The organism is Streptomyces sp. SL06 (assembly GCF_058244745.1).
Window position 1 is genome coordinate 3098056 of record NZ_JBSYOT010000002.1, and the last position, 22165, is coordinate 3120220.

Here is a 22165-nt window from a genome sequence, read left to right on the forward strand (position 1 = left end):
ACGTTCCTCACTCATTGGGGGCAAAGCCGTACACGCTCCTCACGATCAACGCCCCCGAGACCTGGTCACCATCGATCCTAAGCGACCATACGGACTACTTGGACTGGTCGGTCAGTACCTTGCGCAGTCTTTCCTCGTTCACACGCCAGAAGGTGTGCTGCCTGCCGTCGACGAGGACGACCGGGATCTGCTCCCAGTACTCGTCGTAAAGCCGGCGGTCCTGGGTGATGTCCTTCCCCTCCCAGGGGACACCGAGGTCGCCGCACACCTTCTCGACGACGAGCTGTGCGTCATCACACAGATGACAGCCGGGTTTGCGGATGAGGGTGACGAGATGGTTCTCGGAGTGCTCGGGGGACTGCGCGGGCCGCGGGGCCCCGGAGGTCTGCGCGGGCTTCCGGCGGAAGAGGGGACTCATGCCGGCCATTCTCGCGCGCGGGGCGGCGCGGGCCGACCCCTCGGCGGCGGGCGGATCGCCTGCCGGACCGGCGGGCCGGCGCGCCCGCGGGGGCGGTCCTTTAACGACCCGGTCGCCGAGAGTTCACAGCCCGCGAACCTCTCGGCTCCGAAGCCTCCGAACAAACTGGCTATGCTCACGGGCATGGCCGCTCTTCGATGGCTCACCCCCCGCAGGCGCTCAGCCACCGCGCGGAGCGTGTTGGCAGGCGAGGCCTCGGCGGAGGCCGCCCGCAAATCCGCCCAGGACACCGCCCCTGCCGACCCGGGCGAGGAACCGGAGTTCCCGGTCCACGGCGACGACCGGGCCGCCGCCTTCTTCGACCTGGACAACACCGTGATGCAGGGCGCCGCGATCTTCCACTTCGGGCGCGGCCTGTACAAGCGGAAGTTCTTCGAGACCCGCGACCTGGCCCGGTTCGCCTGGCAGCAGGCGTGGTTCCGGCTCGCCGGGTTCGAGGACCCCGAACACATGCAGGACGCCCGCGACTCCGCGCTGTCCATCGTCAAGGGCCACCGCGTCTCCGAGCTGAAGTCGATCGGCGAGGAGATCTACGACGAGTACATGGCCGAGCGGATCTGGCCGGGCACCCGCGCCCTCGCGCAGGCCCACCTGGACGCGGGGCAGCGGGTCTGGCTGGTCACGGCGGCCCCGGTGGAGATCGCCCAGGTGATCGCCCGCCGCCTCGGACTGACCGGCGCGCTCGGCACGGTGGCCGAGTCGATCGGCGGCGTCTACACCGGCAAGCTGGTCGGCGAACCGCTGCACGGCCCCGCGAAGGCCGAGGCGGTGCGGGCGCTGGCCGCGGCGGAGGACCTGGACCTGTCCCGCTGCGCCGCCTACAGCGACTCCCACAACGACATCCCGATGCTGTCGCTGGTCGGGCATCCGTACGCGATCAACCCGGACTCCAAGCTGCGCAAGCACGCCCGGGAGCTGGAGTGGCGCCTGCGCGACTACCGCACCGGCCGCAAGGCGGCCAAGGTCGGCATCCCGGCGGCCGCGGGCGTCGGGGCGGTGGCCGGCGGCACCGCGGCGGCCATCGCGCTGCACCGCCGCCGCCGGTGACCCAATCGGGGTGACGTACCCGCGGGACACCCCCTCCAGTCCCCATGGCCCACATCGAGCACAACACGCTCTGTAGTCACCAAGATTCCGAACCGTTCCGGTCATCAAGCGATCACTCTGTCGCACCTGATCGAGCGTCAATCGGGCACAGAAGCGACGTAATCGATGATTTGAGCAACTGGGCGTAGCGGCGTCTGCACGAAGCGTTATTCTCCTCAGACGCATTCCGGTGCCCCACCTTCGCTACGACGGGTGAATGGTTCCGTACTGCACGTGATGGAAGCTCTGCCTCTGGGAGTCCCGTGTACCCACACGTCGGGGTTGACGCCTCGGGCCTGGCTACGCTGCGCGCAACGGTCAAATCAGCCCAAGACCTCTTGCGCGGCTTCGTCCCCACCGCCGCGTATGCCGTCCCCGCCCTTGCCATCGCCCCCGTCGGCCCGTGCTACGCGCTGGCCGAAGGGAGCGCCGCCGTCGGCCGACGCGCGCGGTCGTCCTCGTCCGGGGCCGCCACCACCCACCGCCGCCCCGCCGCGGACAGCGACAGCGCCCGCATGATGGACCTGGTCGAACGCGCCCAGGCCGGCGAGGCCGACGCCTTCGGCCGGCTCTACGACCAGTACAGCGACACCGTCTACCGCTACATCTACTACCGCGTGGGCGGCAAGGCGACCGCCGAGGACCTCACCAGCGAGACCTTTCTGCGGGCCCTGCGGCGCATCGGCACCTTCACCTGGCAGGGCCGCGACTTCGGCGCCTGGCTCGTGACCATCGCCCGCAATCTGGTCGCCGACCACTTCAAGTCCAGCCGCTTCCGGCTGGAGGTCACCACCGGCGAGATGCTCGACGCCAACGAGGTCGAGCGGTCCCCCGAGGACTCCGTCCTCGAATCGCTCTCCAACGCCGCCCTGCTGGACGCCGTACGACGGCTCAACCCGCAGCAGCAGGAGTGCGTCACCCTGCGCTTCCTCCAGGGCCTCTCGGTCGCCGAGACCGCCCGCGTCATGGGCAAGAACGAGGGCGCCATCAAGACGCTCCAGTACCGGGCCGTACGCACCCTCGCCCGGCTGCTCCCGGACGACGTTCGCTGATCTTCCGGCACCCCCGGGGCGCCGCAACCCTCCGCATTCCCCAAGTCACCACCGGTGAGAGTCTGTTGAGTCCGCGGTCCGATCATCCACCATCCGTAACCCAAGTGCCGCGCCGCTCGTTGTGCGGGATGCAGGCTCCCTGTGGTCACTCCCTGGCCGACTCCGATCACACGATCGGATGGTTCCGATCAGGGCGTGCAACCCTCAGGACCCCCTGGGGAGTCGACCGTCATGACGAGAGGAGGTGCCGCCAGTGATCGCGAACGTATCGGCACACCGGCGGGCGAACGCCTTCGCCCAGGCTCTGGAGGAGCAGCCCGATCCCGGGGCGGCGGCCGAGCAGTCCGGAGGACCGGCCACCGCCGGGGCCATCGCGGAACCGACCGAGCGGGGTCGTCTGACGACCCTCGCCCGCGGTCTGGAGTCGCTGCCCCGGCCTCAGCTGGATCCCGAGGTCAAGGTCGTCCAGCGGGCCCAGCTCGTGGCCGCCTTCGAGGCCATGCTGCAAGAGGGCACCGCGGGCGGCGGGGCGACGGACACGTCGGTACCGGAACAGCGCCGGGCGCGCGGCACCCACCGGGCGGCCCCACTGCGCAGGTTCCGGCCCCGCTCGCGGCTGGCCAAGGGCCTCACCGCGGGCGGACTGAGCGTGAGCGTGGCCGCCGGAGCCTTCGGCGGAGTCGCCGCCGCCAGTTCGGACGCCCTGCCCGGCGACTCGCTCTACGGCCTCAAGCGCGGCATAGAGGACTTCCGCCTCGGCCTCACCGACGGGGACGACGAGCGCGGCCGGGCCTATCTGGACCTGGCCTCGACCCGGCTGAGCGAGGCACGCCGGCTGATGGAGCGCGGCCGCAGCGGGCCCCTCGACCACGAGTCCCTCGGCGAGGTCCGCCGCGCCCTGTCCGGCATGCGGCACGACGCGTCCGAGGGCCACCGCCTGCTCAGCGCGGTCTACGCCCACGACCCCGAGTCGCTGGCACCCATGCAGGCCCTCTCCACCTTCTCCCGCTCCCACCGGGACACCTGGGGAGCACTGCGCGAGCAGTTGCCCGTGCAGCTGGGGGACGTCAGTGAGCAGGTGTCGTCGGTGTTCGACGCCATAGACGACGACGTGGCCCCGCTGCGCTCCATGCTGCCGCAGCCACCGTCCCGGGACGACGACAAGGGAGACGGCGGCCGGCCCGGCGGCTCCGAGTCGGCGACCACCGACACCCCCGGCTCCGACCGTCCGTCGGCGCCCGGCACCGGCAGTGACGGCACGTCCGAGCGCGGGCGCACCGACAGCGGCAGCCCCAGTGAGTCGGCCGACACCGGCCAGGAGCACGAGGGCCTGCTCGGCGGCGGCACCGGCGGCCTGCTCGACCCGCCGAAGAACACGGGCAACGCCTCTCCGTCGACGGGCGACAACACCCCGCCCACACGGCCGGACGTCACCCTCCCGCCCCTGCTCCCTGGTCTCCTGCCCGGCCTGGGCATCGACGCGGAGGACGCGGACTGAGCCGACGACGGCATACGACGGTGGGTGCTCCTTGCGCAGGGGGCACCCACCGTCGTACCGCGTCGCACCTCGGAAGAAGGCAGGCCGTCAGAAGAACACCGACCGGCGCTGCACCAGCAACTTGTAGAGCGTGTGCTGGATCTGCTCCCGCACCTGGTCCGTCAGGTTGAACATCAGCATCGGATCCTCGGCCGCCTCCGGTGCGTAGCCGTCCGTCGGAATCGGCTCCCCGAACTGGATCGTCCACTTCGTCGGCAGCGGCACCGCGCCCAGCGGACCCAGCCAGGGAAAGGTCGGCGTGAGCGGGAAGTACGGGAAGCCGAGCAGCCGCGCCAGCGTCTTGGAGTTGCCGATCATCGGGTAGATCTCCTCCGCCCCCACGATCGAGCACGGAATGATCGGCGCGCCCTGCCGCAGCGCCGTGGACACGAAGCCGCCGCGCCCGAACCGCTGGAGCTTGTAGCGCTCGCCGAACGGCTTGCCGATGCCCTTGAATCCCTCCGGCATCACCCCGACCAGTTCCCCCTGCGCGAGCAGCCGTTCGGCGTCCTCCGCACAGGCCAGCGTGTGGCCGAGCTTGCGGGCCAGCTCGTTGACCACCGGCAGCACGAACACCAGGTCCGCCGCCAGCAGCCGCAGATGCCGGTCGGCCGGATGGTGGTCGTGCACGGCGACCTGCATCATCAGGCCGTCGAGCGGCAGCGTCCCGGAGTGGTTGGCGACGATCAGCGCACCGCCCCGCGCCGGGATGTTCTCCACGCCCTTCACCTCGACCCGGAAGTACTTCTCGTACATCGGGCGCAGCAGGGACATCAGCACCTGGTCGGTCAGTTCGGCGTCGTAGCCGAAGTCGTCGACCTCGTACTCACCGGTGAGGCGCCGGCGCAGGAAGGCAAGGCCGCTCGCGACCCGCCGCTCCAGACCGCCGTCCGCGCCGTCCGCGTCCTGCGGCCCCACCCCGGACGCCCCGGACGCGTCATCGGTCGCGGGGACATCGTCGTGCGCGGCCCCGCGCGTGGGCAGCGGCTGTACCTCGCGTACCGGCACGGACTCGGCCGCGCCCTTGCGCCGGCTCCCCGCGCCACGGCGCCGCGACGGGCGCTGTGCCGCGCTGCCGCCGCTCGTGCCGCTCCCCCGCGACCGGTCGTCGTCGAACGGAATGACCTTGGCGTCCGCCATCGTTGATGCGCTCCTCAGTTGGCGCTCTGCGTCGGGAGGTGGCCACTGTCCCGCAGGGACAGCTCCGCGATCCGGTCGACGGCCCCCGCGAGGGCCTCGGGCGGCAGCAGGCCGGCACCGCGGCCGCGCGCGAACTCCGCGAACGCCCCGGCCGTCGTGTACTTCGGCCGGAAACCGAGGGTCTCGCGCATCTGCGTGGTGTCCACCACCCGTCCGTGGGTGAGCAGCCGGATCTGCTCCGGGGAGAAGTCCGTCATCCCCAGCGTACGCACGAGCGAGCCCGCCCAGGTGACCGCGGGCAGCAGCAGCGGCACCGTCGGGCGGCCCAGCCGGCGCGAGCACTGGGAGAGCAGCAGCACACCGTCGCCCGCGATGTTGAAGGTCCCGCTGTTCAGCGTGCCCCGGCGCGGCTCGTGCGAGGAGAGCCGCAGCACCTCGATCACGTCGTCCTCGTGCACGAACTGCAGCCGCGGGTCGTAGCCGAACACCGTCGGCAGCACCGGCAGCGCCAGATACGAGGCGAGCGGCGTGTCCGCGGCCGGGCCGAGGATGTTGGCGAACCGCAGCACGGTCACCGCGACATCGGGCCGACGGCGCGCGAAGCCCCGTACATACCCCTCGACCTCGACGGCGTCCTTGGCGAAGCCGCCGCTGGGCAGGGACTTGGGCGCGGTGGTCTCGGTGCAGACGGCCGGGTCGCGGGGCGCGGACCCGTAGACGTTCGTACTGGACTTCACCACGAGCCGCCGCACGGTCGGCGACTTCTGGCAGGCACCGAGCAACTGCATCGTGCCGATGACGTTGGTCTCCTTGACCGACGTACGGCTGCCGCTGCCCAACGGCGTGCCCGTGACGTCCATGTGGACGACCGTGTCGGCGCCCGACTCGGCGAGCACCCGCCCGATGGCCGACTGCCGGATGTCGGCCCGGACGAACTCGGCGCCGCCCAGATGGTGCTGGGGCGCGACCGCGTCCACGCCGACGACCCGGTCCACGTCGGGATCACGCTGGACGCGCCGCACGAAGCGGCCTCCCAGCGGACGGGCCACTCCGGTCACGAGCACGACCTTGCCCAAGATCAGCGCCTTCCTTCCGCCCCGCTCCGTACCTGCCGCGTTCCCCGTCTGCGGGCCAACTTAGCCGGTCGGTGTTGCGCGGTGACGACCCTCGGGCGCGCCAGGTGACGGAAAAACGCGGCCGAACGACCGCGGCCCCCCACCGGACGCGGTGGGGGGCCACAGGACACGCTGACGGCGCGGCGTCGCCTACTTCTTGTTGCGACGCTGAACGCGCGTGCGCTTCAGCAGCTTGCGGTGCTTCTTCTTGGCCATCCGCTTGCGCCGCTTCTTGATAACAGAGCCCACGACTACCCTCGCTCACTTCTCATCACTCGGTTGTTGGGCGCCATGGGCCCACACGACCTACGAGGGGCCAGCCTACCCGCCCGAGCGCTGAGGTCGTAATCGAGGGATGTCAGGCCGTTTCCACCCCCACGTAACTCTCGCGGAGGTACTCGTGAACCGCTTGCTCCGGGACACGGAACGACCGTCCCACCCGGATCGCGGGCAGATGACCGCTGTGCACCAACCGGTACACGGTCATCTTGGACACGCGCATCACCGAGGCGACTTCCGCCACGGTAAGGAACTGAACCTCGTTCAGAGGCCTTTCGCCAGCTGCAGCCATGACACACCTGCACCTTCCGCACTCGACGGCCACCGGCTTCCCCTTCCGGTGACTCTTCGTCGCTGCGTGCTCACTCCCCAATGTAGGGGCGGGTGATGCGAATGGGGAAGAGGTGCACCCATCGCCTCCCTACCGTGACAGACACGCCCGATTGAGTACGTAGCGGGTAAGCGGCCGGTAGTACTCGGACCGCACGGCGTCATCAAGTGGAACGGCGACGGACACGAGCCCCTCGGCCTCACCCACGAAGAGCGCGGGATCGTCGGTATCGGCCGGACCGATGGCCTCGAACCCCAGCTGACCTGCTCCGCAGACCCAGCCGTGATCCCCGATCACCAGCTCGGGCAACGGCCCGCCCGCCGCCGCGGCGGCGGCCAGCGCGGTCCGAACCGGCAGCGGAGAGTGCGTGTGCGCGCCGGGCTCACCACCGGCGTGCCCGGCGCCGGGTTCCCGCACCAACCCGACTCCCCGGACGTAGTCGAGGTTGTACGTGCGTAGACCGAACCGGGTCGTTATGTCGATACGGCGACCCTGCGCCGGGCGGAGGACAGTACATCCCGCCGCCGACAGCGCACCGGCCAAGGTGGCGTAGAACCCGAGCAGCCGGTGGGGATGTCCGGTGCCGAGGAGGACGGGACCGCGACGCTGAGCGACGGCGGCGAGCCGGTCGGCGAAGGCGTCCAGGGCCGCGAGCGTCCGGTCCGGGTCGATCACGTCCTGGCCCGAATTGTCGCGCGGATCGGCCGAAACGCCACACCTCTCGGCCATCAGCCCGAGCAGCTCCCGGTGCCCCCAGTCACCTTCCGGGTCGATCCCGAGCATCACCCGCGGATCCCGCGCCGCGAACAGCCGGTAACTCCGCAGACTCACCTCCCGGGCGGTCGCCACCACCCCGGCAAGCCGAACATCCAGAAGATGAGCCCGAAGAGCCCCACGGTTCAGCACACCCCGATGCTGCCGGGCCGAACGCCAGGACACCGGGGAACACGAAAACTACCCACACTCGGCGCACGCCCGCCGAGCCGCGACACCCACCCCCGGACCGCCCGGCACCGGCTCAACTGCAAACAAGCCCCACACCAACCCCGGTCACGGCAAAAGCCCCCGCAACGGAAACACCGCCCGCCGAGCCGCCACCACCGCCTGATCCAACCGGTCCGCAGGGTCGTACCCCGCCTCCCACTCCGCCCACGACACCGGCCACCGCCCGTCAGTCATCCGCTGCGGCCCAAGCTCCCGCGTCCACGCGTACGCCTCCTGCCGCCACCCCTCGGGAATCACCGTCTCCGGCTCCACCGGCCGCCCCACCGCGATCCCCACCAGATGCGTCCACGACCGCGGCACCACCTCCACCACGGCGTATCCACCCCCGCCCAGCGCCACCCAACGCCCCTCGGCGTACTCGTGCGCCAGCTCGTGGCACGCCACCTGCACCGCCCGCTGCGCGTCCAAGGACACCGCCAGATGCGCCAGCGGATCCTCGAAGTGCGTGTCCGCCCCGTGCTGCGTCACCAACACCTGCGGCCGAAAGTCCGCGACCAGCTCCGGCACCACCGCGTGGAACGCCCGCACCCAGCCCGCGTCCCCCGTCCCGGCCGGAAGCGGCACGTTCACCGCCGTACCCTCCGCACCGTCGGCGCCCGTCTCCTCGGGCCACCCGGTTCCCGGGAACAGCGTCCGCGGATGCTCGTGCAGCGAGACCGTGAGAACCCGCGGGTCCTCCCAGAACGCCGCCTGCACCCCGTCCCCGTGATGCACGTCGACATCCACATAGGCGACCCGCTCGGCCCCCAGCTCCAGCAGCCGCGCGATCGCCAGCGCCGCGTCGTTGTAGACGCAGAAACCCGAAGCCGCGCCCGGCATCGCGTGGTGCAGCCCGCCCGCGAAGTTCACCGCGTGCAGCGCGTCCCCGCGCCAGACCGCCTCCGCCGCCCCCACCGACTGCCCGGCGATCAGCGCGGACACCTCGTGCATCCCCGCGAAGGCCGGATCGTCGATGGTCCCGAGCCCGTACGACACGTCCGCCGCGCGCGGATTCACCGACGCCGCCTTCACCGCGTCGATGTAGTCCTCCCGGTGGACGAGCCGCAGCGTCGACTCCCCGGCCGACCGCGCCGCGACGACATCCACCCCCCGGTCCAGCCCCAGGGCACCGACCAGACTTCGCGTCAGGGCGAGCCGGACCGGATCCATCGGATGGTCCGGCCCGAAGTCATAGCCCGTTACCGCCTCGTCCCACATCAGCTGTGCGCGACCGCTCATGCCCGCCACCGTATCGGTCCGGCCCAGCCTCGAACGATCTGGCGTACACGACCGTCACCAGCACCAACACCATCGGCACAAGCATCGCCCCGCGGTAGCTCCAGGCGTCCCCGAGCGCTCCCACCAACGGCGAGCCGATCAGAAACCCGACGTAGTTGAAGACGTTGAGCCGCGCCACCGCCGCGTCGGAGGCCCCGGGGCGCCCGTCCCGCTCGGCGGCGAGCCGCCCCGCAGCCGCGAACGTCTGCGGCACCAGCACACACAGCCCCAGCCCCAGCAGGGTGAACCCGAGCATCCCCACCCACGCCCCGGGCGCCCCCGCCACCACGGCGAACCCGCCCGCCGCGACGACCGCCCCGCTCCGCACCACCGCCACGGCCCCGAACCTCCGCACCCCGAAGTCCCCCAGGGCCCGCCCCACCAGCGTGGTCACCATGTACACGTTGTACGGCACGGTGGCCAGCTGCTCCGAACTCCCCAGCACGTCCTGGAGGTACTTCGCACTCCAGTTGGAGACGGTCGAGTCCCCGATGTACGCGAACGTCATCACCAGACACAGCGGCAACAGCACCTTGAAGGCGATCCCCGCACCGCCACCGCCCTCCCGCGACGCCTCCGCCGCGTCGGCCTCACCGGCGCGGTCCCCGTCGACGTACCACCGGCTCCCCACCAGCGCGGCCGGCAACAGCACGACGACCGGCAGATACGACACCCACAGCGCGAGATCCCAGTGCGCCCCCACCCAGGCCAGCGAGGCCCCCAGAATCCCGCCCAGGCTGTACGCCGCGTGGAACCCCAGCATGATGCTGCGCCCGTACGACCGTTGCAGGCTCACCCCGAGCATGTTCATCGACGCGTCCAGCGCGCCCACGGCCAGCCCGAAGACGGCCAGCGCGACGGCCAGCACGGCCACCCGGTCCCCCGCCCCGACGCCGAGCAGGGCCAGGAGCACCACCGGCTGGGACCAGCGCAGCAGGCTGCTCGGCCGCACCCGCCGCACCAGACGCTCGGTCACCACACTCCCGACGCCGGCCAGGATCGGCACGGCGGCCAGGAAGACGGGCAGCAGCGCGTCGGAGATCCCGTACCGGTCCTGGATGGCGGGGATGCGCGTGACAAGCAGCGCGAAGGCGACGCCCTGGGCGAGGAAGCCGAACGCGAGCGAGGCCCTGCCGCGCCGCAGCACATCAGTCATGGCGGCGAGCGTAGGGCCCCGGCTTACCCGTGGGTAGATCCAGCCAAAGATGAATTCTTCTCAGCTTCCCGGGCGTCGCGGCACAGCCGGTCCGATGTCAGTCCGCCAGCAGACCGGCCAGTTCCCCCATGTCGCCGAACAGCCGAGTGGCCCCGGACAGTTTCGCCGCCGGTGTCATCGCGGTGAACCCGTACACGTCCATCCCGGCCGCGACTGCGGCCCGCACACCGAGCGGGCTGTCCTCGATCACGACGCACACCTCCGGCGGAACACCCATCCGCTCGGCCGCGTACAGGAAGAGGTCCGGCGCCGGCTTGCCCCGGCCCACGTCCTGGGAGCTGAAGATCCGCCCGTCGTCGAACCACCGGTCGAGCCCGGTCTTGCGGTGCCCCACCCGAATCCGCTCGTGGCTCCCCGACGACGCCACGCAGTACGCCACCTCGTCCGCCGCGAGCTTCTCCAGCACGTCGACGGCCCCGGGCACGGGCTCCAGGTCCCGTTCGAAGGCGGCGAACACCCGCGCGTGGAAGACATCGTCGAAGTCCTCGGGCAGCCGCCGCCCGGTCCGCTCCAGGACGAGGTCGTGCACCCGGTGCAGGGCCGCACCCATGTAGTCCCGCAGGGAGTCCTCGTACGACGTTGGGTGCCCCAGCTCGGTCAGCCAGCCGGCGAGGAGCCGGTTGGAGATCGGCTCGCTGTCGACGAGGACGCCGTCGTTGTCGAAGATAACCAGGTCGTAGCGCATACAAAGACAGTAAACGCAGAAAACCCCGCACCGTTTCCGGTGCGGGGTTTCCTCGCAATAATTGTTCGGCGGCGTCCTACTCTCCCACAGGGTCCCCCCTGCAGTACCATCGGCGCTGTAAGGCTTAGCTTCCGGGTTCGAAATGTAACCGGGCGTTTCCCCTACGCCATGACCACCGAAACACTATGAAACAGACAACCAACCGGTGACCAACACAGTCAGATTGTTCGTGGTTTCAGAACCAACACAGTGGACGCGAGCAACTGAGGACAAGCCCTCGGCCTATTAGTACCGGTCACCTCCACACCTCACGGTGCTTCCAGATCCGGCCTATCAACCCAGTCGTCTACTGGGAGCCTTACCCCATCAAGTGGGTGGGAGCCCTCATCTCGAAGCAGGCTTCCCGCTTAGATGCTTTCAGCGGTTATCCCTCCCGAACGTAGCCAACCAGCCATGCCCTTGGCAGGACAACTGGCACACCAGAGGTTCGTCCGTCCCGGTCCTCTCGTACTAGGGACAGCCCTTCTCAAGACTCCTACGCGCACAGCGGATAGGGACCGAACTGTCTCACGACGTTCTAAACCCAGCTCGCGTACCGCTTTAATGGGCGAACAGCCCAACCCTTGGGACCGACTCCAGCCCCAGGATGCGACGAGCCGACATCGAGGTGCCAAACCATCCCGTCGATATGGACTCTTGGGGAAGATCAGCCTGTTATCCCCGGGGTACCTTTTATCCGTTGAGCGACGGCGCTTCCACAAGCCACCGCCGGATCACTAGTCCCGACTTTCGTCCCTGCTCGACCCGTCGGTCTCACAGTCAAGCTCCCTTGTGCACTTACACTCAACACCTGATTACCAACCAGGCTGAGGGAACCTTTGGGCGCCTCCGTTACTCTTTAGGAGGCAACCGCCCCAGTTAAACTACCCATCAGACACTGTCCCTGATCCGGATCACGGACCCAGGTTAGACATCCAGCACGACCAGACTGGTATTTCAACGACGACTCCCCCTGAACTGGCGTCCAAAGTTCACAGTCTCCCAGCTATCCTACACAAGCCGAACCGAACACCAATATCAAACTGTAGTAAAGGTCCCGGGGTCTTTCCGTCCTGCTGCGCGAAACGAGCATCTTTACTCGTAGTGCAATTTCACCGGGCCTATGGTTGAGACAGTCGAGAAGTCGTTACGCCATTCGTGCAGGTCGGAACTTACCCGACAAGGAATTTCGCTACCTTAGGATGGTTATAGTTACCACCGCCGTTTACTGGCGCTTAAGTTCTCAGCTTCGCCACACCGAAATATGACTAACCGGTCCCCTTAACGTTCCAGCACCGGGCAGGCGTCAGTCCGTATACATCGCCTTACGGCTTCGCACGGACCTGTGTTTTTAGTAAACAGTCGCTTCTCGCTGGTCTCTGCGGCCACCCCCAGCTCAGACCGTAAAGATCATCACCAGGTGTGGCCCCCCTTCTCCCGAAGTTACGGGGGCATTTTGCCGAGTTCCTTAACCATAGTTCACCCGAACGCCTCGGTATTCTCTACCTGACCACCTGAGTCGGTTTAGGGTACGGGCCGCCATAAAACTCGCTAGAGGCTTTTCTCGACAGCATAGGATCATCCACTTCACCACAATCGGCTCGGCATCAGGTCTCACCCACATGCCACCCGGATTTACCTGGATGACGGGCTACACCCTTACCCCGGGACAACCACCGCCCGGGATGGACTACCTTCCTGCGTCACCCCATCACTCACCTACTAACCGCTCGGTTCAGCGGCTCCACCACTCCCCTTCACCCGAAGGCTCCAGGGCGGCTTCACGGCCTTAGCATCACGATGCTCGATGTTTGACGCTCTACAGCGGGTACCGGAATATCAACCGGTTATCCATCGACTACGCCTGTCGGCCTCGCCTTAGGTCCCGACTTACCCTGGGCAGATCAGCTTGACCCAGGAACCCTTAGTCAATCGGCGCAAACGTTTCTCACGTTTGTATCGCTACTCATGCCTGCATTCTCACTCGTGAACCGTCCACAACTCGCTTCCACGGCTGCTTCACCCGGCACACGACGCTCCCCTACCCATCACAGCCAGCGTTAGCCGTATTGCTGCAATGACACGACTTCGGCGGTACGCTTGAGCCCCGCTACATTGTCGGCGCGGAATCACTAGACCAGTGAGCTATTACGCACTCTTTCAAGGATGGCTGCTTCTAAGCCAACCTCCTGGTTGTCTGTGCGACTCCACATCCTTTCCCACTTAGCGTACGCTTAGGGGCCTTAGTCGATGCTCTGGGCTGTTTCCCTCTCGACCATGGAGCTTATCCCCCACAGTCTCACTGCCGCGCTCTCACTTACCGGCATTCGGAGTTTGGCTAAGGTCAGTAACCCGGTAGGGCCCATCGCCTATCCAGTGCTCTACCTCCGGCAAGAAACACACGACGCTGCACCTAAATGCATTTCGGGGAGAACCAGCTATCACGGAGTTTGATTGGCCTTTCACCCCTAACCACAGGTCATCCCCCAGGTTTTCAACCCTGGTGGGTTCGGTCCTCCACGACCTCTTACAGCCGCTTCAACCTGCCCATGGCTAGATCACTCCGCTTCGGGTCTTGAGCGTGCTACTCAAACGCCCTCTTAGGACTCGCTTTCGCTACGGCTACCCCACCCGGGTTAACCTCGCAACACACCGCAAACTCGCAGGCTCATTCTTCAAAAGGCACGCAGTCACGAGACACCAAGCAAGCTTGACGTTCCGACGCTCCCACGGCTTGTAGGCACACGGTTTCAGGTACTATTTCACTCCGCTCCCGCGGTACTTTTCACCATTCCCTCACGGTACTATCCGCTATCGGTCACCAGGGAATATTTAGGCTTAACGGGTGGTCCCGCCAGATTCACACGGGATTTCTCGGGCCCCGTGCTACTTGGGTGTCTCTCAAACGAGCCGCTCATGTTTCGACTACGGGGGTCTTACCCTCTACGCCGGACCTTTCGCATGTCCTTCGCCTACATCAACGGTTTCTGACTCGTCTCACGGCCGGCAGACCGTAAAAGAGAGATCCCACAACCCCGCACACGCAACCCCTGCCGGGTCTCACACGCATACGGTTTGGCCTCATCCGGTTTCGCTCGCCACTACTCCCGGAATCACGGTTGTTTTCTCTTCCTGCGGGTACTGAGATGTTTCACTTCCCCGCGTTCCCTCCACACTGCCTATGTGTTCAGCAGCGGGTGACAGCCCATGACGACTGCCGGGTTTCCCCATTCGGACACCCCCGGATCAAAGCCTGGTTGACGACTCCCCGGGGCCTATCGTGGCCTCCCACGTCCTTCATCGGTTCCTGGTGCCAAGGCATCCACCGTGCGCCCTTAAAAACTTGGCCACAGATGCTCGCGTCCACTGTGCAGTTCTCAAACAACGACCAACCACCCATCACCCTGCCACTCACGGCAAGTTCACTGGGGCCGGCAACTGAGGCAGCCTCACGGCCATACCCTCAGACACCCAACAGCGTGCCCGACACCGGCCGTCCTCCAGAGTCACGTTCCACGCCGAAGCAGTACTAGTGATCCTTCAAACCGACCGTGCCGAATAGTCAACGTTCCACCCATGAGCAACCGTGCAAGACATGCGCTTGCAGTCGGCCATGTGCTCCTTAGAAAGGAGGTGATCCAGCCGCACCTTCCGGTACGGCTACCTTGTTACGACTTCGTCCCAATCGCCAGTCCCACCTTCGACAGCTCCCTCCCACAAGGGGTTGGGCCACCGGCTTCGGGTGTTACCGACTTTCGTGACGTGACGGGCGGTGTGTACAAGGCCCGGGAACGTATTCACCGCAGCAATGCTGATCTGCGATTACTAGCGACTCCGACTTCATGGGGTCGAGTTGCAGACCCCAATCCGAACTGAGACCGGCTTTTTGAGATTCGCTCCACCTCACGGTATCGCAGCTCATTGTACCGGCCATTGTAGCACGTGTGCAGCCCAAGACATAAGGGGCATGATGACTTGACGTTGTCCCCACCTTCCTCCGAGTTGACCCCGGCGGTCTCCCGTGAGTCCCCAACACCCCGAAGGGCTTGCTGGCAACACGGGACAAGGGTTGCGCTCGTTGCGGGACTTAACCCAACATCTCACGACACGAGCTGACGACAGCCATGCACCACCTGTACACCGACCACAAGGGGGCGACCATCTCTGGCCGTTTCCGGTGTATGTCAAGCCTTGGTAAGGTTCTTCGCGTTGCGTCGAATTAAGCCACATGCTCCGCCGCTTGTGCGGGCCCCCGTCAATTCCTTTGAGTTTTAGCCTTGCGGCCGTACTCCCCAGGCGGGGCACTTAATGCGTTAGCTGCGGCACGGACAACGTGGAATGTTGCCCACACCTAGTGCCCACCGTTTACGGCGTGGACTACCAGGGTATCTAATCCTGTTCGCTCCCCACGCTTTCGCTCCTCAGCGTCAGTATCGGCCCAGAGATCCGCCTTCGCCACCGGTGTTCCTCCTGATATCTGCGCATTTCACCGCTACACCAGGAATTCCGATCTCCCCTACCGAACTCTAGCCTGCCCGTATCGACTGCAGACCCGGGGTTAAGCCCCGGGCTTTCACAACCGACGCGACAAGCCGCCTACGAGCTCTTTACGCCCAATAATTCCGGACAACGCTTGCGCCCTACGTATTACCGCGGCTGCTGGCACGTAGTTAGCCGGCGCTTCTTCTGCAGGTACCGTCACTTTCGCTTCTTCCCTGCTGAAAGAGGTTTACAACCCGAAGGCCGTCATCCCTCACGCGGCGTCGCTGCATCAGGCTTCCGCCCATTGTGCAATATTCCCCACTGCTGCCTCCCGTAGGAGTCTGGGCCGTGTCTCAGTCCCAGTGTGGCCGGTCGCCCTCTCAGGCCGGCTACCCGTCGTCGCCTTGGTGAGCCATTACCTCACCAACAAGCTGATAGGCCGCGGGCTCATCCTGCACCGCCGGAGCTTTCGACCCCCACAGATGCCCGTGGAGGTCAGTATCCGGTATTAGACCCCGTTTCCAGGGCTTGTCCCAGAGTGCAGGGCAGATTGCCCACGTGTTACTCACCCGTTCGCCACTAATCCCCACCGAAGTGGTTCATCGTTCGACTTGCATGTGTTAAGCACGCCGCCAGCGTTCGTCCTGAGCCAGGATCAAACTCTCCGTGAATGCTTTCCAACATCACGGGAGCGGAACAGTCGGAGGAATAATCCGACCGTTCACAGCGTCCTCGCTGTTGTATTTCAAAGGAACCTCAACCCGATCGGATCAACCGATACAGGTCGGGGTATCAACATATCTGGCGTTGACTTTTGGCACGCTGTTGAGTTCTCAAGGAACGGACGCTTCCTTTGTACTCACCCGAGAAACTCTCTCAGGCTTTCCTCCGGGCGCTTCCCTTCGGTCTTGCGTTTCCGACTCTATCAGATCCTTTCGGGCTCTGATTCCCCGTCAGAAAGGGGGTTGCCGTCCCGGCTGTTGGGCCGTTTCAACGAGATGAGACTCTAGCGGATTCCTGACTCCCGAGCTAATCGGGAGTCGCGTTCTTTCGAACATGGATTCCTCATTCCGCGAATACACGCACCGACACGACGACGAAGCCGACAACGCGACTGTTCGTCGAAGAGTGGTGGGTACTTGCGGAATCGCTGCCCGGGGACCGACCGGAGTCGGCGCTCACGTCGGACAACTCGGAGAACAGTACGAGTGCGGGTCCGGCCTGTCAAATCCAGGGCCGCGAGGCTCGTCAGTCCTTGGTGCCGGAGGCCAGTTCGCGGCTGCGGTCGCGGGCTGCTTCCAGGGCCGCGATGAGGGCGGCGCGGACGCCGTGGCTCTCCAGTTCGCGGATGGCGTTGATGGTGGTGCCGGCCGGGGACGTGACGTTCTCGCGGAGCTTGACCGGGTGCTCGCCGCTGTCGCGGAGCATCTTCGCGGCGCCGATCGCGGACTGGACGATCAGGTCGTGGGCCTTGTCGCGGGGCAGTCCGAGGAGGATGCCGGCGTCGGTCATGGCCTCGACCAGGTAGTAGAAGTACGCCGGTCCCGAGCCGGACAGTGCGGTGCAGGCGTCCTGCTGGGACTCGGGGACGCGGAGCGTCTTGCCGACGGCGCCGAAGATCTCCTCGGCGTGGGCGAGGTGGGCCGCGGTGGCGTGGGTGCCGGCGGAGATGACGGACATGGCCTCGTCGACGAGGGCGGGCGTGTTCGTCATGACGCGGACCACCGGGGTGCCGGCGGCGAGGCGGTCCTCGAAGAAGGCGGTCGGAATGCCCGCGGCGCCGCTGATGACCAGGCGGTCGGCGGGGAGGTGCGGGGCGAGTTCGTCGAGGAGGGCGCCCATGTCCTGCGGCTTGACCGTGAGGATCAGGGTGTCGGCGGTCTTGCCGGCCTCGGCGTTGGTGACCGGGGTGACTCCGTGGCGGGTGCGGAGTTCGTCGGCCCGCTCCTGGCGGCGGGTGGTGACCAGGAGGTCGGCGGGTGACCAGCCGGCTCCGATCATTCCGCTGAGCAGGGCTTCGCCGATCTTGCCGGTGCCGAGGACTGCGACTTTCTGGGTCATGGGTTTTCGGTGCCCTCCGGTGCCCTGTCTGGGGTGCGTCGTCCGTCGTCGTCATCCTCGCACTCCGGGGACGGGCGGGGCCGACGCGTCCAGTGGGCGGAACGTGCAGGCCCGCTACGCCGTACGGCGTCTGAGGGTGGCCGCGCCCAGGGCGAGGACGAGGAGTGCGCAGCCGGCGACGACCAGGGCGTCCCGTACGAAGGTGGCGGTCGTCTCGGTGTGGCGGAGGACCTCGTTCATGCCGTCGACCGCGTAGGACATGGGCAGGACGTCGGAGACGGCCTCCAGGGCCGGGTGCATGGTGTCGCGCGGGGCGAAGAGGCCGCACAGGAGGAGCTGGGGGAAGATCACGGCCGGCATGAACTGCACCGCCTGGAACTCGGAGGCCGCGAAGGCCGAGACGAAGAGGCCGAGAGCGGTGCCGAGAAGGGCGTCGAGCAGCGCGACCAGGAGCAGCAGCCAGGGGCTGCCCGTCACGTCCAGGCCGAGGAACCAGACCGCGAGGCCGGTGGCGAGGGCGGACTGGACGATGGCGAGGGCTCCGAAGGCGAGGGCGTAGCCGGCGATCAGGTCCCCCTTGCCGAGCGGCATGGCGAGGAGGCGTTCGAGGGTGCCCGAGGTGCGTTCGCGCAGGGTCGCGATGGAGGTGACCAGGAACATCGTGATCAGCGGGAAGATCCCGAGGAGCGAGGCGCCGATGTCGTCGAAGGTGCGCGGGCTGCCGTCGAAGACGTAGCGCAGCAGGAACAGCATCACGCAGGGGATCAGCATCAGCAGCGCGATGGTGCGGGGGTCGTGGCCGAGTTGGCGCAGGACGCGGGTCGCGGTGGCCGTGGTGCGGGAGAGGCTCAGGGCGCGGGTGGGGGCCGGGTCGAGTGGGGTGGGGGTCATCGGGAGGTCTCCTTGGTGCGGGCCGCCGCCGTGGCCTCGTCGACCAGGTGCAGGAAGGCCTCCTCGACGGTCGCGGAGCCGGTGCGGGTGCGCAGGGCGTCGGGGGTGTCGGCGGCGAGGATCCGGCCCTCGCGCATCAGGAGGAGGCGGTGGCAGCGCTCGGCCTCGTCCATGACGTGGGAGGAGACGAGCAGGGTGGCGCCGCGGTCGGCGGCGAGGGAGTGGAAGAGGCCCCACAGGTCGCGGCGGAGGACGGGGTCGAGGCCGACCGTCGGTTCGTCGAGGACCAGGAGTTCGGGGGCGCCCAGGAGGGCCACGGCGAGGGAGACGCGGCTGCGCTGGCCGCCGGAGAGATTGCCGGCGAGGGCGTCGGAGTGGCTGGTGAGGTCGACGTCGGTGATGACCCGGGTGACGTTCTCGCGGCGGCGGTCGGAGGCGGCGCGGCCGGGGGCGAGGATCGCGGCGAAGTAGTCGAGGTTCTGACGGACGGTCAGGTCGTCGAAGACGGAGGGGGCCTGGGTGACGTAGCCGATGCGGGTGCGCAGGGCCGGGTGGCCGGCCGGGCGGCCGAGGACGTCCAGGGTGCCGGTGACCTTGGCCTGGGTGCCGACGATCGCGCGCATGAGGGTCGACTTGCCGCAGCCGGAGGGGCCGAGGAGGCCGGTGATCCGGCCGCGCGCGACGGTGAAGTCGAGGCCGCGCAGGACGGTGCGGGGGCCGCGGGTGACGGTGAGGGCCTCGGCGCGGACGGCTGGTGGGGCGGGGTCGTCGCCCTGTTCCTCGGGTTGTTCTTCGGGAGGCCGGGGGGAGTAATTCATCATGTGATGAATACTCCTCCCGGGCGTGGGTCGCGTCAAGCGGCCGGGGTCCGCGGCGTTGTCGGTGTCGCCGGTGTTGTCGGTGCTGCCGGTGCCGTCGCGAGCAGGAGGCGGACCTCGTACGTCTCCTCGACGATCCCGTCCGGGAAGACGGCCAGGATGTGGCGGCGCTCCGCTGCCAGGAAGGCCTCGCGGCGTTCCTCGGTGTCGGTGAGGAAGACCGAGTGGCTGCCGAGGTTGGCGAGGTGGGTGTCGAGGGGGACGCGGCGGCTCCAGCGCACGTCGCGGTGGGTGAAGTCGAGGCGTCCTGTGGGGTCGACGGCGCGGGCGTCGAGGTTCCGTTTCTCGGCGGAGAGCTGCGCCCCGAAGTGCCGGTCGGCGCGTTCGGCCGCCGCCGCGATCCAGGGCACGTCGAGGGCGCTGGTGTTCCACCACAGCGCGAGCGCGCCGCCCGGACGCAGTACGCGCAGCGCCTCCGGGACCGCCTGGGCGGGGTCGGTCCAGTGCCAGGCCTGGGCGTAGGTGAGGAGGTCGGCGCAGTGGTCGGTGAGGGGGAGCGCGTTGCCGTTGCCCCGGACCACCGGCACGTCGGGGAGTGTGCGGCGGAACTCGGCTGCCATGCCTGCGCCGGGTTCGACGGCGATCACGTCGGCGCCGCGCGCGTGCAGGCGGGCGGTCGAGATGCCCGTACCGGCGCCAACGTCCACGACGCGGGAACTGGCCAGGGGGCGGCCGGTCAGCTCCTCCAGCGTGTCGAAGAGGGCGGGCGGGTACGAGGGGCGGTTGGCGGCGTACTGGGCCGCGGCGGCGTTGAAGGAGCGGGCTCGGGCGGCGCGGGTGGCCGGCGCGCGGGACGGAGTGGCCTCGGGTGTCGGAGGTGTCGGAGGTGTCGGAGGTGTCGTCATACGGCCATGGTGGCCGGTTCGGCGCGGTGCCCAGAAATCTCGGGGCGGGGTTCCGGGGCGGGCGCACCGGGGGCGCGACGGAGTGCCCAGGCCGATCGGGGCGTCCGGATCGCGCCTACCGTGCCTCCCTGCGGCGGCGTTTCTTCGTCGGGTTGCCCGAGCGGCGGGTGGTGCGCTTCTCGTACTCCGTGCGGGCCTTCTCGTACTCCGCGCGGTGCAGTGTCTCGCCCGGGGCCTCGGTGAAGGTGCGCAGGAAGTAGGCGAGGAGGGAGCCGACGAAGCCGATGGCGAGCAGGCCGCGCAGGGAGGCCTGGCGGTCGGGGTCGGGGCGGCTGGTGAAGCCGGACCAGGTGTGCCGGAAGGCCAGGGCGCTGCAGACCGCGAACATCACGACCATCAGCAGCGAGACGAAGCCGCCGATGTCGGCGATCTGAAGGCCCTGGTAGGCGATGCGCAGGACGAGGCAGGCGGCTGCCGCGGCGACGAGGGAGCCCGCGGCCGCGGCGGCGCGGCGGCCGGTGTAACCGCCGGAGTGGTCGACCCAGGTGGTGCCGAAGAAGCGGATGGGCTCGGGCCGAGGACCGGCGGGGGCGCCCGGGGTGCCGTTCGTTTCGTTCTCTGCTGCGCTCACGCGTCGATTGTGGCTCCTCCCCCGCGTGAACGCGGGAGCGCCCCCGCTGCGCCGGCGCCCTCCGGTCTTCCCTCTCGTACCCGGTCCCCGTCGCGGGTGGACCGAGCCTGCCCGTGCCCCGGGGCTCAGGACGAAGCCCCGGGACGCGGTCGAACGGCGACAGCTCAGCGGATCTCTTCGACGGCGTACCCGACGAACGTCCCCCAGGCGGTCCGGCCGACAGCCGGCCCTGGACGGGCGACATCCTTGGAGTCCCGTACCCGGACCGCGTGAGAACAGGCGGCGAGCAGGATGTGTTCCAACTGCCCTCGATGGACCTCCGCTCCGCCGACGGGGCGGCGCAGCACGGCCTCCTCGATCACGAAGCTCAGCAGCGGCGCGGGCCGTCGCGAGAGGATCTCCTGCCTGCGCAGCCGGGCGGCCAACCGCTGCTCGACCGCCTCCGCCTCCAACCGGGCCGTGTCCCGGAAGAACGCCGGGAACTCCGAGGGGGTCCTGTGCCTGTTCGCTCATCCGACCGCTCCCCTCCGCCGTCCACTGACAACTGCCGGTCGTGCCACGTCGGATCACGCCCGGCGGGGGTCACACTGGGAAGCACGGAGGTTCCCGCCACCGACGATTCCCGGGAGTTCACCGGAACGGGCGGGCGGCACCGGGCCGGCGTGAACGGTCGGGCGCCCGGCTAGCAGGGCGGAGCCACGTAGCCGTCGCTGCCGGTGTAGACGTACGTGTCGGAGACGTACTGGCCGCTGCCGATGCAGTCCCAGATGGTCGATGTGCCGTACGGGCCCGTCACCCGCTGCCCCGGGCGCTGGCAGCTGATGGTGACCTTGGCGCCCAGGGGCAGGACCCGTACGACGGAGTAGTTGGTGCCCGGACCGCTGCGGACGTTCAGCCGGTAGCCCGGCGCGACCGGGTAGGCCGCCGTGGTGACGGCCTTCGCGACCGCCGTCTCGTCGCCGCCGCCCTCGATGCCCGGAATCTGCTCGACAGACATGGAAAAACCTCCCCCGTTGCACCCCACGACTTCCGTGGGATCACGTTGATTCCCCAGAAACAAGCCACGAAACACCGGTTCGCGCCTCGCACCCGACGGCTGGCAGGCCGCCTCGGTCCCGTACAAGCCATCGACTAGGCTCCGAGCGTCGCGCGCGCGG

The 22165-nt window shown here is 68.0% G+C and carries 18 protein-coding genes, 3 rRNA genes and 1 pseudogene; 3 read left to right on the forward strand and 19 right to left on the reverse strand.

The genetic code is table 11. The features are described from left to right. Positions 1 to 94 precede the first annotated feature (94 nt). Positions 95 to 427 carry a glutaredoxin family protein gene (locus AC4IHM_RS14070; protein WP_490867387.1) on the reverse strand — a complete coding sequence of 111 codons (333 nt, stop codon included), beginning with the start codon at positions 425 to 427 and terminating at the stop codon, positions 95 to 97. A gap of 174 nt (positions 428 to 601) precedes the next feature. Here AC4IHM_RS14070 and AC4IHM_RS14075 point away from each other — a divergent pair, with 174 nt between their 5' ends. The 3 genes from AC4IHM_RS14075 (at position 602) to AC4IHM_RS14085 (ending at position 4114) form a co-directional block, all read left to right on the forward strand. Further along, positions 602 to 1525, forward strand: a complete 924-nt coding sequence (locus AC4IHM_RS14075) for an HAD family hydrolase (protein ID WP_490867388.1) — start codon at positions 602 to 604, stop codon at positions 1523 to 1525. 302 nt (positions 1526 to 1827) lie between these two features. After that, positions 1828 to 2616, forward strand: a complete 789-nt coding sequence (locus AC4IHM_RS14080) for an ECF subfamily RNA polymerase sigma factor, BldN family (RefSeq protein ID WP_490867389.1) — start codon at positions 1828 to 1830, stop codon at positions 2614 to 2616. A gap of 253 nt (positions 2617 to 2869) precedes the next feature. Beyond that, complete coding sequence (locus tag AC4IHM_RS14085; protein ID WP_490867390.1) at positions 2870 to 4114, forward strand: DUF5667 domain-containing protein; 1245 nt, start codon at positions 2870 to 2872, stop codon at positions 4112 to 4114. A gap of 87 nt (positions 4115 to 4201) precedes the next feature. On the opposite strand, the gene AC4IHM_RS14090 is transcribed toward AC4IHM_RS14085, so the two are convergent. The 18 genes and pseudogenes from AC4IHM_RS14090 to AC4IHM_RS14175 all read right to left on the reverse strand — a co-directional run bounded on the left by AC4IHM_RS14090 (position 4202) and on the right by AC4IHM_RS14175 (position 22005). Further along, complete coding sequence (locus tag AC4IHM_RS14090) at positions 4202 to 5293, reverse strand: lysophospholipid acyltransferase family protein (protein WP_490867391.1); 1092 nt, start codon at positions 5291 to 5293, stop codon at positions 4202 to 4204. A gap of 14 nt (positions 5294 to 5307) precedes the next feature. After that, entirely contained in the window at positions 5308 to 6369 is a 1062-nt protein-coding gene (locus AC4IHM_RS14095) for an NAD-dependent epimerase/dehydratase family protein (RefSeq protein WP_490867392.1), read from the reverse strand. A gap of 189 nt (positions 6370 to 6558) precedes the next feature. Further along, positions 6559 to 6657: a 30S ribosomal protein bS22 gene (locus tag AC4IHM_RS14100; protein ID WP_003948845.1), complete on the reverse strand. Its 99-nt coding sequence runs from the start codon at positions 6655 to 6657 to the stop codon at positions 6559 to 6561. A gap of 109 nt (positions 6658 to 6766) precedes the next feature. Further along, positions 6767 to 6979 carry a helix-turn-helix domain-containing protein gene (locus AC4IHM_RS14105; protein WP_004984898.1) on the reverse strand — a complete coding sequence of 71 codons (213 nt, stop codon included), beginning with the start codon at positions 6977 to 6979 and terminating at the stop codon, positions 6767 to 6769. Positions 6980 to 7108: 129 nt separating this feature from the next. Next, positions 7109 to 7924 (reverse strand): phosphatase, encoded by an 816-nt coding sequence (locus tag AC4IHM_RS14110; RefSeq protein ID WP_490867393.1) that lies wholly within the window; start codon positions 7922 to 7924, stop codon positions 7109 to 7111. Between the two features lie 144 nt (positions 7925 to 8068). Next, positions 8069 to 9241, reverse strand: a complete 1173-nt coding sequence (locus AC4IHM_RS14115; protein ID WP_490867394.1) for an acetoin utilization protein AcuC — start codon at positions 9239 to 9241, stop codon at positions 8069 to 8071. Next, positions 9192 to 10436, reverse strand: coding sequence for an MFS transporter (locus tag AC4IHM_RS14120; protein ID WP_490867395.1), 1245 nt, complete (start codon positions 10434 to 10436; stop codon positions 9192 to 9194). The genes AC4IHM_RS14115 and AC4IHM_RS14120 overlap by 50 nt, the downstream gene beginning before the upstream one ends. 97 nt (positions 10437 to 10533) lie before the next feature. Continuing rightward, on the reverse strand, positions 10534 to 11181 hold the full coding sequence (locus AC4IHM_RS14125; protein WP_490867396.1) for an HAD family hydrolase: 648 nt from the start codon (positions 11179 to 11181) through the stop codon (positions 10534 to 10536). 63 nt (positions 11182 to 11244) lie between these two features. Continuing rightward, positions 11245 to 11361, reverse strand: a 5S ribosomal RNA gene (rrf, locus tag AC4IHM_RS14130). Positions 11362 to 11446: 85 nt separating this feature from the next. Further along, positions 11447 to 14569: ribosomal RNA gene (locus tag AC4IHM_RS14135) — 23S ribosomal RNA — on the reverse strand. A gap of 277 nt (positions 14570 to 14846) precedes the next feature. Beyond that, positions 14847 to 16373, reverse strand: a 16S ribosomal RNA gene (locus tag AC4IHM_RS14140). Together the 16S, 23S and 5S rRNA genes form the textbook arrangement of a ribosomal RNA operon. A 577-nt stretch (positions 16374 to 16950) precedes the next feature. Beyond that, positions 16951 to 17763: a pyrroline-5-carboxylate reductase gene (gene proC, locus AC4IHM_RS14145; RefSeq protein WP_490867397.1), complete on the reverse strand. Its 813-nt coding sequence runs from the start codon at positions 17761 to 17763 to the stop codon at positions 16951 to 16953. 114 nt (positions 17764 to 17877) lie between these two features. Then, complete coding sequence (locus AC4IHM_RS14150) at positions 17878 to 18654, reverse strand: ABC transporter permease (protein WP_490867398.1); 777 nt, start codon at positions 18652 to 18654, stop codon at positions 17878 to 17880. Continuing rightward, positions 18651 to 19475, reverse strand: coding sequence for an ABC transporter ATP-binding protein (locus tag AC4IHM_RS14155; RefSeq protein WP_490867399.1), 825 nt, complete (start codon positions 19473 to 19475; stop codon positions 18651 to 18653). The genes AC4IHM_RS14150 and AC4IHM_RS14155 overlap by 4 nt, the downstream gene beginning before the upstream one ends. A 32-nt stretch (positions 19476 to 19507) precedes the next feature. Beyond that, positions 19508 to 20377, reverse strand: coding sequence for a class I SAM-dependent methyltransferase (locus AC4IHM_RS14160; RefSeq protein ID WP_490867400.1), 870 nt, complete (start codon positions 20375 to 20377; stop codon positions 19508 to 19510). A gap of 115 nt (positions 20378 to 20492) precedes the next feature. Beyond that, on the reverse strand, positions 20493 to 21008 hold the full coding sequence (locus AC4IHM_RS14165; protein WP_490867401.1) for an EamA/RhaT family transporter: 516 nt from the start codon (positions 21006 to 21008) through the stop codon (positions 20493 to 20495). A 164-nt stretch (positions 21009 to 21172) separates the two neighbouring features. Further along, positions 21173 to 21496: pseudogene (locus AC4IHM_RS14170) on the reverse strand (Scr1 family TA system antitoxin-like transcriptional regulator); the annotation flags it as partial. A gap of 194 nt (positions 21497 to 21690) precedes the next feature. Continuing rightward, positions 21691 to 22005 carry an SH3 domain-containing protein gene (locus AC4IHM_RS14175; RefSeq protein ID WP_490867402.1) on the reverse strand — a complete coding sequence of 105 codons (315 nt, stop codon included), beginning with the start codon at positions 22003 to 22005 and terminating at the stop codon, positions 21691 to 21693. Between the last annotated feature and the right edge of the window lie 160 nt (positions 22006 to 22165).